Source organism: Paralimibaculum aggregatum, from assembly GCF_030270585.1.
Classification (GTDB): domain Bacteria; phylum Pseudomonadota; class Alphaproteobacteria; order Rhodobacterales; family Rhodobacteraceae; genus Thermohalobaculum; species Thermohalobaculum aggregatum.
This window is the reverse complement of sequence record NZ_BSYI01000054.1, coordinates 22,468-33,204: the sequence shown is the minus strand read 5'-3', so window position 1 is coordinate 33,204 and position 10,737 is coordinate 22,468. Positions and strand designations below refer to the sequence as shown.

Annotated in this window: 11 protein-coding genes and 1 pseudogene; 7 read left to right on the top strand and 5 right to left on the bottom strand. The window is 73.2% G+C overall.

Translation table 11 applies throughout. The annotated features are described in order from the left end of the window. Nucleotides 1-322: 322 nt before the first annotated feature. A complete protein-coding gene (locus QSJ97_RS25100) occupies nt 323-994 on the bottom strand; it encodes a helix-turn-helix domain-containing protein (protein WP_352231132.1) in 672 nt (223 codons plus the stop codon). Nucleotides 995-1,065: 71 nt separating this feature from the next. On the opposite strand from QSJ97_RS25100, the gene QSJ97_RS21995 reads away from it, so the two are divergent. The 3 genes from QSJ97_RS21995 (at nt 1,066) to QSJ97_RS21985 (ending at nt 2,670) form a co-directional block, all read left to right on the top strand. Further along, nucleotides 1,066-1,308: a hypothetical protein gene (locus QSJ97_RS21995; protein ID WP_285674488.1), complete on the top strand. Its 243-nt coding sequence runs from the start codon at nt 1,066-1,068 to the stop codon at nt 1,306-1,308. 88 nt (nt 1,309-1,396) lie between these two features. Then, entirely contained in the window at nt 1,397-1,765 is a 369-nt protein-coding gene (locus tag QSJ97_RS21990) for a hypothetical protein (protein ID WP_285674486.1), read from the top strand. Further along, nucleotides 1,762-2,670 carry a hypothetical protein gene (locus QSJ97_RS21985; RefSeq protein WP_285674484.1) on the top strand — a complete coding sequence of 303 codons (909 nt, stop codon included), beginning with the start codon at nt 1,762-1,764 and terminating at the stop codon, nt 2,668-2,670. Before QSJ97_RS21990 ends, QSJ97_RS21985 begins: the two co-directional genes overlap by 4 nt. 323 nt (nt 2,671-2,993) lie before the next feature. Here the strand turns inward: QSJ97_RS21985 and QSJ97_RS21980 are convergent, their stop codons facing one another. Beyond that, nucleotides 2,994-3,722 carry a hypothetical protein gene (locus QSJ97_RS21980; protein ID WP_285674482.1) on the bottom strand — a complete coding sequence of 243 codons (729 nt, stop codon included), beginning with the start codon at nt 3,720-3,722 and terminating at the stop codon, nt 2,994-2,996. Between the two features lie 49 nt (nt 3,723-3,771). Here QSJ97_RS21980 and QSJ97_RS21975 point away from each other — a divergent pair, with 49 nt between their 5' ends. Continuing rightward, complete coding sequence (locus tag QSJ97_RS21975) at nt 3,772-4,158, top strand: hypothetical protein (protein ID WP_285674479.1); 387 nt, start codon at nt 3,772-3,774, stop codon at nt 4,156-4,158. A gap of 163 nt (nt 4,159-4,321) precedes the next feature. Here the strand turns inward: QSJ97_RS21975 and QSJ97_RS21970 are convergent, their stop codons facing one another. Next, nucleotides 4,322-5,263 (bottom strand): SDR family oxidoreductase, encoded by a 942-nt coding sequence (locus QSJ97_RS21970; RefSeq protein WP_285674478.1) that lies wholly within the window; start codon nt 5,261-5,263, stop codon nt 4,322-4,324. Nucleotides 5,264-5,433: 170 nt separating this feature from the next. Here QSJ97_RS21970 and QSJ97_RS21965 point away from each other — a divergent pair, with 170 nt between their 5' ends. Next, nucleotides 5,434-6,327, top strand: coding sequence for an AraC family transcriptional regulator (locus tag QSJ97_RS21965; protein WP_285674476.1), 894 nt, complete (start codon nt 5,434-5,436; stop codon nt 6,325-6,327). Nucleotides 6,328-6,353: 26 nt separating this feature from the next. Here QSJ97_RS21965 and QSJ97_RS21960 read toward each other — a convergent pair whose 3' ends face one another. Together QSJ97_RS21960 and QSJ97_RS21955 are read right to left on the bottom strand one after the other, a co-directional pair. Next, nucleotides 6,354-7,211: a CE1 family esterase gene (locus tag QSJ97_RS21960; RefSeq protein WP_285674475.1), complete on the bottom strand. Its 858-nt coding sequence runs from the start codon at nt 7,209-7,211 to the stop codon at nt 6,354-6,356. 31 nt (nt 7,212-7,242) lie between these two features. Further along, on the bottom strand, nt 7,243-7,965 hold the full coding sequence (locus QSJ97_RS21955) for an SRPBCC family protein (RefSeq protein WP_285674474.1): 723 nt from the start codon (nt 7,963-7,965) through the stop codon (nt 7,243-7,245). A gap of 286 nt (nt 7,966-8,251) precedes the next feature. Between QSJ97_RS21955 and QSJ97_RS21950 the strand changes: the two genes are divergently transcribed. Continuing rightward, nucleotides 8,252-8,452, top strand: a complete 201-nt coding sequence (locus QSJ97_RS21950; protein WP_285674473.1) for a hypothetical protein — start codon at nt 8,252-8,254, stop codon at nt 8,450-8,452. Nucleotides 8,453-8,542: 90 nt separating this feature from the next. After that, nucleotides 8,543-10,273, top strand: a pseudogene (locus QSJ97_RS21945) (BTAD domain-containing putative transcriptional regulator); the annotation flags it as partial. Between the last annotated feature and the right edge of the window lie 464 nt (nt 10,274-10,737).

The following is a 10,737-nucleotide window of genomic DNA, read 5'->3' as shown; positions in this document are numbered from 1 at the left end:
GCCGCCGCGGGTGCCCGCCCATGCTCCCCGCCCGGCGGGCGCCGCCGCGGGTGCCCGCCCATGCTCCCCGCCCGGCGGGCGCCGCACCTCCCTTCCCGGAATCGCGAGGCCCGCGCAGCGCAGCCCCGGCCCCGGTCACGCCAGCGCCGCCGGCCGCGCCAGCCTGCCGACCAGCGACGTCACCCGCGCCGCGATCTCGCTCGCGACCTTCGCCCTGCCCGCCGCAACCGGCGTCCCGCAGGCGGCCCCGGGCATCCCGCCCGTCTCCAGATCCGCCGCGATCCCGGCCCCGCGCCTTCCGCCCCGTCCCTGCCCCTGTCCTTTACCCTTCGTCGGGCTTCCCACGCTTCAACGCCCAAGGAACGCTCGCGACCGTCGAGCCCTTTTTGGTCTTCATCCTCGTCCGCATGGACGAGCCGACGCCTCGAAACCTGCCGCCAATCACGCCGCGACGAACGGCCCTCCGACCTTCACCCGCCAATGCGCCCGCCACAGCCCGCCACCGGAGCTCGGAAACCCGCCTTGAACCCGGCGCGCCGGGGCCCGCGCCGGCGGCACGCGGGCAGGTCGCCCAACGCACCCGGTCCGGCGATGGTTCGGCGCGGGAGACGGCGGCGCGAGCCGCGCGAGCGGTCCGGCCACCGCGGGTCTTCACTCCGGCGGCAACTCCCCTGCCCGTCCCCTTCGGCGAGGCGGCCGATCTCCGCCCCGGCGGTGCTGGCGTCCAGCCCTCGGCCAAGCGACCGGTCACGTAGCCGGCGAGCACGGCGTCCGGCTCGAGCACCGCCGCACGCTGACGGCGGAGCAGATAGCTGCCATCGGCGATGCGCGGCCGGTAGGCGCCGCGCGCACACGCAGTGCGCCGGAGTTCATGGCTGATGGTCGACGACGACCGACCGAGCGCTCCGGCAATCGCCCGCAAGCTCCGGCCCGAAGCCCTCAGATCGGCAATCCGGTCCCTTTTGGACGGAGAGAGATGCACGTATCCTGACATGGCAGCACCGCTTTTCTGTTTCGCGACGGACGAATACCGCATCCGTCAGCGGTGTTGCGCCTCACGCCTGAATGCACCCGGTCTTCCGGATCGAGGGGGAGGCCAGGCCACGCGCAACCGTCAACGGGACCGATGCGGGAGAGCTGCGTTTCGACCTGATGGCGCTTGCGGCGGGCGAGATCGGCGATCTCGGCGGGCTGTTCTTCGATCTCGCCGACGGGAACGGCGCCGGCCGGATCTTTCGTCGTCGCGGGTCGTGCCCGGCGCCGCGCATGACGCGGCGACCGGCAGCCCGTTCCGCGCGGGCACGGTGACCGGTCCCGGCGACGGCAGACGGGCTTCCTGCGGCGCAGCACCGGCAGATCGCTCTCCCGCGACCTGCGCTCAACGACGGATATCGCGGTGCACGACACCTCGGACGGAGCCTTCTGCGACAGCGCCCGCAGCCGGACCGCCACGCATCTCGGCCAGAGCGCGGCCGACCGCCTGACCGCGGCGGAGAACCAGACCGCCTCGACCGACCTGCCCGCGAACGACGCGGCGGAGGACCGCTCGGTCGCGCGGGTCGATCGCGGCCTGGTCCAGACCGTCACGGCCGGCGAGGGCGCGCTCGGCACCCTGATCGCCCGGCAGGAACACCGCGCCCGACGTCGCCGCCGACGCGGGTGGCAGCGACGCCACCACGATCCCGACCGGCGCCGGCGGCCACGACGCCGGCGGCACGCTGCCTGTCGGACCCGAATCTCGGCGTCAGCGTCGGCGCCACGGTGACCGGCATCCCCCGCCGGACAACGGCCACCGCTGAAACGGCGCGGCGCTGGCGGGGGCGAGTGGCGGCTTCGCCTGGATCTTCGACGCCGATCCCGCCGACTTGGCGTTGCTGTCCGGCAGCGTCGAGCCGGTGCTCGACCCCATCCTCCGCGCGACCGACGGTAGCGGCGCGCCGAACGACATTGGCGTGCACGCGGTTCGATCGCCCCGGTCGGCGCCCGCACCCTGCCGGTCATCGTCTCGCCCCCGGCCAGAGCGCGTTCGGCACCCTCGAGGAAACCGGGACCGGGCCGGGCGACAGCGGCCCGCTCGCGATCCGCGACGGGGTGGCCGCCGACGGCAATCCGGCGGCTGGCCTCGGCGACGCCGCGCCGCGCGCCGTCCTCACGGTGCCGATATCGCCGCGGCTGCTCGGCGGCACCGGCATGCCGGAACCCTTCGGCCGGTCCTTCACCCCCGATGCCGGCAGCTTCGACCATTTCGGCGGCGGCGCGGAACACGGGCCGACCTTCACCCTGCCGGCGACCGATGCGCGGGGGCTCGCCGGCGCCCGCGACATCGCGGTGCCGATCGTCGGCAACCGGCCGCCGGAGATCGTCACCGCCGCGCGCCTGGAGACCGGCGGGACCGACCTGCCGATCGCCGCCGGCCCCGGCGCGCTGGCGATCCGGGATCATGACGGCATCGAGCGCACCGCCGTGGACATCGGGCCGACCGCCTTCACCGGCGATCCCTCCGGCACCGGCACCGAGGGTGTGCTGCCCGGGCCGTTCGACCCGGCGCCGGAAGCGTTCGGCGACCTCGCGCTCGGCGACCGCATCGACCCGATCCATAGCCTGGTGGCGCAGGACGCCTTCGGCGTTCGCCACCCGCGGGATCCCCGTCACCATCAACGGCACCGATGACGGGCCGCAGATCATCGCCGGGCCGCGCGACACGGTGACGGCCGCCTGCTTCGGCAACGATGCCGCGGCGGCGGAGCTGCTGGCCGGAAGCGGGCGCTCGCCGGTCGACCGGGACGCCGTGGTCGATCCGATCTTCGGTACGACCACGACCGTCGCCGCCGCCGACCGTTTCAGCACGGATCGCGCGCTGACGCAGGACGGGGCCAACGTGTTCGTCTCGCTGGCACCGGCGATGGCGGCCGCGATGATGTCGCGGCCCCGATCGGCGATGCGGGTGGCGGGCCCTGCCGCTCCGGACGGGAGTTCCGCACCGACGAGGTGTTTCACGACGCGCTGGGCATGGCCGGCGTCACCACCGAAGCCGCCCAGCGGATCGACGACACGATCATGGCCGGGGACAGCGCCGGTGCGACCGTGACCGGGGCCGTCTCGATCCCGCGCTCCGGCGCGCGGAACACCCGGCCCCGATCCGGTCGGGTCTTGCGATGCCGGCCGTCACCGTCGACGAGGGCGAGGACGCGGGCAGGCCGGCACGCGGGCCGGACGGGCCCGCGGCCGGTGTCCTCGATGTCGGCGGGGAGCGTCTCGTCCGCGAGATCGACCGCCCCGACACCGTGACCGTGACCGTAACCGCGACGGCCGATTTCCTCGACGGCGCCGGGGCAAGGAACGGCCTGCCCCCGGAGGACAGGCTGGAAGACATCCGCGTCCCCGACCTGCCCGGGCTCACCGATGGCGTCGCCACCCTGCGCCCGGACCCGATCGCGGAGGAGATCCGGTTTGACTGGCGCTTCGCGGGCAGGGGCGCGCGCTGCGACCATCTCGGCCGGCCTGGGGCGGTGAGCCTGCGCTATCCGGTCACGCTCGGCGACGGCAGCGCCCGCACCCGGAGCCAGGGCCTCGGCGGCGCTGTCGGGAACCGCACCGATCCGCCCGGCATCGCGATGCCGCCTGGTGATATGGCGCCGATCGTCGTCATAGGCGATGGCGATCCGATCGACGCGGGCGGCGGCTTCCCGGTCCGCGACCCGGACCCGTTCGATGCGGCCCATGTCGGCTTCTCCGCGGTCGGCGGCACGCTCTCCGGGCCGATCCCGGACGATGCCGCCACCTTCACCGCCGCCCGCAGACGGCCTGGACCCGGCCGATGCGCCCGGAGACACCGCCAGCACGGTCGGCTGGAGCCCGACCTCGGACGACGGCTCCGGCCATCTCGGCGAGGGCGGCACCGACAGCGCAGAGATCCGCCTCGTCGTCTCCGGCACCGACGATCCGACCGGCTTCGGCACCGAGATCCGTCCGGAGCCCCTGACCGGGACCGACGCGCCGCTGGCGAGCGCCTTCGTCACCGCGGTCGAAGGCACCGATTTCCTCGACGGCCGGGAGAGCGTCATCGGCAGCCTCGCGGCGGGCGGGGGTCTTGCCGACCCGACCGGGAACCGGGTCGCGTCGTCCGGCCGCCGGTTCCTCGCCATGCGGGCGCGCTAGAGGACGGCGAGCCGCGCTTCGGCGGGGACATGCGCGCTCGACCGGAGCTTCGGCAGCGGCAGGTCCGGCTTCGGCCATCTCGGCGCCGGCGAGGCGGCCACGCTCCGCCACACCGTCGACGCGGCGAACCCCGGTTTGGCGCGGCACTCTTCCGGGGAGACAGTCACCAGCTGAAGCCGGTGTCCTGCTCCGACCGCTCCCACAAGCGTTCCATCGCGGCCTTGTCGTGGGCATGGGGCTCCAGCGTGCCCCTGCCGACGGGCCCGACGGTTTCCATGCGGCCCGTGGGGCCGTGCAGGGCGCGCTGTTCGAGGCCGTTCTCCGTCGCGCACATCACTTCGGGATAGGCGCCGCGTTCGGCGGTCTGGACCATTGGCGTCCTGGTCATGAGCCACCAGGCAAGCCGCGTCAGAGGGCCGCCGCTGGTGCTGATCAGCGACGTCGCGGACGCGCCCGGATGGCAGACATAAACTTCGACATGCCTGTTCGCCGCCCTGATCCGGTCCTGCAACTCGTAGGCAAACATCATCTGCGCCAGCTTGCTCTGGCTGTAGGCGGAATTGGCGCTGTATTTCCTGTCCCAGTTCATGTCGTCGAACTGGATTGCCCTGGTTCCGAGCCTGTAGCCGAGGCTGGCCACGACGACGATCCGGCCCCTGGCCTCCTCGATGCGGTCGAACAGCATCCCGCAAAGCACGAAATGGCCGTAATGATTGGTGCCGAGCTGGCTTTCGAAGCCGTCGACGGTGAGCCTCCGTGTCGGCACCTGGGCGATCGCGGCGTTGCAGATCAGCGCGTCGATCCGGGGAACGGTGCCGAGCACCTCGTCCGCCGCGGCGCGCACGCTGGCAAGATCGGCAAGGTCCGTGCGCACGAGGCTCACCTCGGCGCCCGCGCCGAATTCCTCCTTCAGGGCACGGATGGCGACGGCCGACTTCTCGGCGCTGCGGTTCAGCATCACCACCCTGGCGCCCTTCGACAGAAGGATGCGCGCGGCCTGGAAGCCGGTGCCGGCATTGGCGCCGGTGATGACATAGGTCCTGCCGGCCAGCGAGCCGAGCCGCTCCGGCGTCCAGCCCTGCGGTCCGAACCGGGTATCTCTCATGGTCGTGCTCCTTTCGGCGGCGGTCGCTGCGCCGCGGGATGCGGGCCTGCCTTGCCGAGAACGCAGATAAATCTCGCCCCCGCCCCGAAACAGGCGAGATCGTCGCGAATACTTGCCTGATCGTATCGGCACGGTTGCCCCGGCGGGGATGGCGGCACTAGGGTGCCCGCATGAGCAGACAGCAGATCAGGCACCTCATCGAAGACCTCCTCCGGGAGGACGGGCTGATCGAGACCGGCGTGACGGGCGTGCGGCTGTTCCGGGTCAGCACCCCGGTTCCCTGCGCCCCGGCGGTCTACGAGCCCAGCGTCATCGCCATCGTGAGCGGGTCGAAGGAGGCCGTGCTGGATGGCGAAAGGCGCGTCTACGACGCCAGCCGCTACCTGTGCTGCCCGATGTCGATGCCGGTGCAGGCCGGCACGCCTGCCGCATCGCCGGACAACCCGCTTCTCGGCGTTTCCATTGCCCTCGATCAGCGCGCGATGACCGAACTGACCGTGGAGATGGAAACCGCCGGGGCCGGCGCGCCGATGCCCAGGGGGAACCTGCCCGCGCACGGGATCAGGTTCGCAAGCTGGGACGCGGCCTTTTCGGAGGCGCTGCTACGGCTGCTGCAACTGGGACGGAGCCGGGCGGACACGGCGGTGCTTGGCGGCGCGCGGCTGCGCGAGCTCCACTACGCGATCCTGAAGGGCGAAGCGGGCGCCTTCGCGCGGCACGCCTTTGGCGCGGGCAATGCCATCGCCCGCTCCATCGCGCATGTGTCGTCCAACCTGGACGCGCCGATCTCGATCGACGACATGGCCCGGCGCGCGGGCATGAGCCGGGCGGTGTTCCACCGCAAGTTCAAGCAGGCGACGGCGATGTCCCCCATCCAGTTCGTGAAGTCGATGCGCCTCGGCAATGCCGCAATGAAGATCGCCGCGGGCATGACCGTGAACGAAGCCGCGATGCATGTGGGCTATGTCAGCCCGTCCCAGTTCAGCCGGGAGTTCAAGCGCATGTACGGGCAGTCGCCGCGGCAATGGAGCAACGCCCTGCACGTCCCCGCCGGGCTGGGGTGACGGATGGCGGCAGGCGGCCGGGCGGCTCAGTCCAGCGCCTCGAACCAGTCGAGCACGGCCTCCCGCCATCCCTCCGGCACGCCGTGCCCGCCCCGTGTCAGCCTCAGCCGGATCGATCCGGCAGCGCATTTCGCCCAGTCCTTCTGCATCGACCCGTCATCGCCGAAGCTGTTCTCGGCGCTGCCCATGCAGGCGTTCTCGCGGCGCCAGACATCCACCCCCTTCATGACGTTGCCCTGGGCGAAATCGACGCCCTCCCATGTCAGCGCGCGGCCCTCGAACGGCACCATCCGGTCCTTGAAGCCGTGGACGTGGAACAGGTGCACCGGCGCGGCGCATCCGGCGGTCATGGGCTCCCAGAACGCCCCGGCCGCAGCGGCAAAGCCCCGCGCCAGCTCCGGCGCATGGCAGGCGACGTCCCAGACCATTGAGCCGCCGCGGGAGAAGCCCGCGATCAGTATCCGCGCCGGGTCGAGGCCGAAGCGCGCCACCGCGTCGGCGCGCACCGCGCCGAGAAAGGCGATGTCGTCGCGCGGCAGGTCGTAGCCGTCGGCCACGCCCCAGTCGAGGTTCTTCGCGCTGATCCCGGGCTGGCCGCTCGGCATGATCACGGCATAGCCCCGGCGACGGAACGGCTCCACATAGTCGGGCTTCCGGATCATCGCCCTGCCGGACCGGCCGAAGCCGTGCAGCCAGATCACCGCCGGCGGCGCCGCCGCTGCCTCGGGCAGGGCGACGTAGTATTCACCGCCGGCCAGGGTGCAGGGCTCGTCCGGCTCGCCGCAGACGGCGTCTGCAGCCCGCAGGCCCCCCGGCCCGGCAGCGCCGAGCATGATGGCCATGCAGAGGGTCGCGATCGCGCCGCGCATTGCAAACTGCCGCATCTGTGCATCTCCTTCCGCCAGGGCCCGAATTCTAGCACGGACCGCGCGCCTCCGGATCATGCCGACGATCCGGCAGGCGGCAGCCCTCTCCGCAGGCCGGCCATGGCCGCCTGCCAAGGGCATCGCCGCAAAGAAGGCGCGGTCCGCGAACCTCTGCGATGGCAGAACCCTGGCGCAGCGTCGCTCCGGCCCGGGCGCATGATCTCCGTCCTCGGATCGACAACCGGCAGGCACACCCCGGGCGCGGCCGCCGCGGAGCCCCGCCGCGCCAGCGCCGGAGGCCGGGCGGCAGGTGCTGCTGTCCGGATGGTGAAGCCAGCGTCCGCTGGTGGGGGACCGTCTCGCGGATCGCCGCGGGGCCGGCATCGTGGACGCCCGACATCAGCGAGATCGCCGCTTCCCCGGCGGTGCCCTTCGCCGCGAAGTTCCCGCTCCGGGAGGCGCGGGCCTTGCCCCCGGAGGGCTCCACCCGCCGCGTCGCGCTGTCGTCGGTGACGGGCAGCGGCCCCTCCTCGATGGTGCAGCTGTAGCGCATCGCCTCGTCGTCGTGCTCGAGCAGCGTCTCGAGGAACACCGCGCCATCGGCGGTGACCAGCCGGCGATGCGTCGCGCCGGAGATCTCCTCGTGCTTGCCGCCCGCGATGCCCGGATACCACCCGGAGATCGCGCAGGACGGCCCGATATGGCTCCCAACCGCCTTCGGATCGGCAGCAATCGTGATCTCGCCCGATGCCTCGCCGGCGCGGGCGGGCATGGCCGGAAGGACAACCGCAGCCGCGAGCCGGGACAGGCGGCGGGGACGGGGTTCCCGATGCGGGTGATCGGCATGGGATGCTCCCTTGAATGCTCGGCTGGTGGAGCCGCAAGCTTGGCCCGCCGCTCTCATGGCCCGCTCAACGGCGCATCGAGCACCCCTCATCCCAGGCAGATTTCCCTAGGTAAGATGTGAAAGCGAGAAGACCGGCGGCCATCCGGTCATGGCAGAGCGGGTGCTTGCCCTGTCCGGAGGTTTCGAGGCGCGGTCGCGTGAACCGGGGCCCATGGCGTTCACCAACCGGAAGGCGCAGGCGCTTCTGGCCTGGCTTGCGCTGAACGGCGGCCACGCCGCCGGCCGGGACCGCGCGGCAGCCCTCCTCCGGGGCGACAAGCCGGACAGGCGCGCGGATGCGTCGCCGAGCCGGGCGCTCCATTCCATCCGCAGAACGCGCGCGGAACCGGGCTGCGATGCCCTGCTGGCCTAAGGGGGGACGGCCGGGCCCAATTCCGGGCACACCTGCGTCGATGCCGTCGCCTTCGCCGCGCTCGCGGCCAGCGGCGACCCCCACAGCCTCGCCGAGGCGGCGCGGCTCCACCGCGGCCCCCTGCTCGACGGCGGTGCGGCGCCGACGCCGGCGTTCGGCGACGGGCTGGAGGCGGAGCGGCGCCGTCTCGACCAGCTTGCCGCGAACGGTCTCTCCGAGCTGCTGGCGACCGGCGCGGACAGGCCCGCCTCGGCAACCCATGCACAGACAGCGCGCCGGCCGCTCTCGCCCGATCCCTGCAACGAGGCCGCGGGCCGCGGGCCGATGCTGCGCCATGCCAGGCGGGGGCAGGTCGGCGCCGCCGCCGAGGCGTTCGAGGCATTGCGCCAGCAGCTCGAGGACGACCTCGACGCGCTCCCGTCCGGCGGGACCGGCGACCTGCAGGCCCGCATCCTCTCGCGGCAGATCGCGCCGGACCCGGTGGCGGGCCGCGGGCGCGGCGCGCCCCCGCCCGGATCATGGCGGCGCCTCCGCCTGGCCGGCGCCGTCGCCATCGCGCTCGCCGGCCTCGCCGGCGCGGTGACCTGGTGGCAGGGGCCGGAACGGCCGGTTTCCGCGCCGCGGCGCGCCCTGCCCTCGCGGCCGCCGATCGCCATGCTTCCGCTCGACGGTCTCGGCTATGGCAAGGACCGCGGCTTTCTCGGCGGCGCGATCGCGGAGGCGATCATCACCGAGCCGTCGCGCCTTTCCGGGCTGTTCGTCGTCGCCCGCAATTCCGGCTTCCACTATCGGGACACCCGGGCGGATCTGCGCGCCATCGCGGGGGACCCCGGCGTCCGCTGCGTCCCCGAGGGCAGCCGGCAGAAGGCTGGCGACCGGCTGCGGGCCACGGTCCGGCTCATCGACGCGCGGGCCGGCAACCATCTCTGGGCGCGCAGCGACGGCGGCGACATGTCCGACATCTTCCAGTTCCGGGACAGGATCGCGGCCTCGGTCGCGGCGACGCTCGGCGAGACGCTGCACAGGATCGACGGCGAGGCCGCGATGAAGGCCGACCCGGCCGGCCTCGAGGCGTTCGAGCACGCGCTCGCGGCGGTCCGCAGCTTCCGCGCGCCGACCCGGGAGGGCTCCTGCCGGGCACGGCTGGAATACGCGGCCGCGCTCGCGGCTGACCCCGACATGGCCTTTGCCCATTCCGGCCTCGCATGGGTCCACATCAACGGAATCCGCCGGGGCCGGACCGATCTCGGCCGCGCCGAGGCGCCGGCCCGCGCCCGGGACGCGGCCGAGACCGCGCTGCGCCTGGCGCCGCCGAGCGAGCACGCGCATTTCGCCCTGGCCAATGTCCTGATGCATGCCGGCGAGCGCGGCCGGGCGATGGCGGCGTTCGGGAAGACCCTGGCGCTCAACCCCGATGCCAGCCACGTGATGGCCCCCCATGCCGAACGGCGCGGCCATCTCGGCAGGTTCGAGGAGGCCGCCGACCGGCTGCTGAACGCGATGCGCCTCGCCCCGCACCACCCCGACCGGTTCCACTGGAACCCCGGACGGACGCTCTACTCGTCGGGCCGGTGCGGCGAGGCCCTGGCGGCGCTGCACCGGATGCCGAGCCCGCCCGGATCTGCGAACCGCACGCTGGCGGCGATCTCCGTCTGCCTTGGCCGCATGGAGGAGGCGCGGGCCGCGATCCGCAGCCTGCGCGAACAGGACCCGGCCAGTTCCGCGGCGAAGTTCGGGTCGAACTTCGATGGCAGATGCGCCGGTCCCGCGGATCTCGAGGCCCGGATCGCCGACCTGCGCACGGCCGGCCCGCCGGACTGAACCTCCCTGCCCGGCCCCACCCTCCACGCCATGTCGGGAGCGCCGCCCGCAGCGCACCCGAAGCCTCGAGGGCTAGCAGTTCGAAGGACAGTTGCGCCTGGGTCCAAAGGCGCGCCTGGCATGTTCGCATGACCTGGATTCCCAAGCTCGGTAGCGTCGCGAGACGCGCCGCAAGGTGCGCCGTGCAACGCCCGTAGGGGAGACCGGCGCCAGCGGCCGGCCCGCCACGGCATTTGCCGGAGCGGCGATGGCCGCCGAAAGCTCCGCGAGCGGGCTGCTACCGGCCCTCGTCGCGCCGCCGACCGCGAAAGGGCGGAGGGCACCGGGGAAGGTCGCGGCCTTCCTGCCGGGCATGAGGGGCATCGCTGCAACCCTTCGCTGGCCTCGGGCATCGGAACGTCGAGACCGGCAAGGCCGGCGAGCGCGACCCTGGTTGCGGCCGAGGGAGCGCCGAAGGCGAAGGC

Excerpts from the sequence above, each read along its gene's own strand:
- QSJ97_RS21955 (WP_285674474.1), bottom strand. The coding sequence starts at position 7,965 with ATGCCCGCCCGCGCCGGCGAGGCATCGGGCGAGATCACGATTGCTGCC.
- QSJ97_RS25100 (WP_352231132.1), bottom strand. The coding sequence starts at position 994 with ATGTCAGGATACGTGCATCTCTCTCCGTCCAAAAGGGACCGGATTGCC.
- QSJ97_RS21975 (WP_285674479.1), top strand. The coding sequence starts at position 3,772 with ATGCCGCCACCTTCACCGCCGCCCGCAGACGGCCTGGACCCGGCCGAT.
- QSJ97_RS21960 (WP_285674475.1), bottom strand. The coding sequence starts at position 7,211 with ATGCGGCAGTTTGCAATGCGCGGCGCGATCGCGACCCTCTGCATGGCC.
- QSJ97_RS21980 (WP_285674482.1), bottom strand. The coding sequence starts at position 3,722 with ATGGGCCGCATCGAACGGGTCCGGGTCGCGGACCGGGAAGCCGCCGCC.
- QSJ97_RS21965 (WP_285674476.1), top strand. The coding sequence starts at position 5,434 with ATGAGCAGACAGCAGATCAGGCACCTCATCGAAGACCTCCTCCGGGAG.
- QSJ97_RS21950 (WP_285674473.1), top strand. The coding sequence starts at position 8,252 with ATGGCGTTCACCAACCGGAAGGCGCAGGCGCTTCTGGCCTGGCTTGCG.
- QSJ97_RS21970 (WP_285674478.1), bottom strand. The coding sequence starts at position 5,263 with ATGAGAGATACCCGGTTCGGACCGCAGGGCTGGACGCCGGAGCGGCTC.
- QSJ97_RS21995 (WP_285674488.1), top strand. The coding sequence starts at position 1,066 with ATGCACCCGGTCTTCCGGATCGAGGGGGAGGCCAGGCCACGCGCAACC.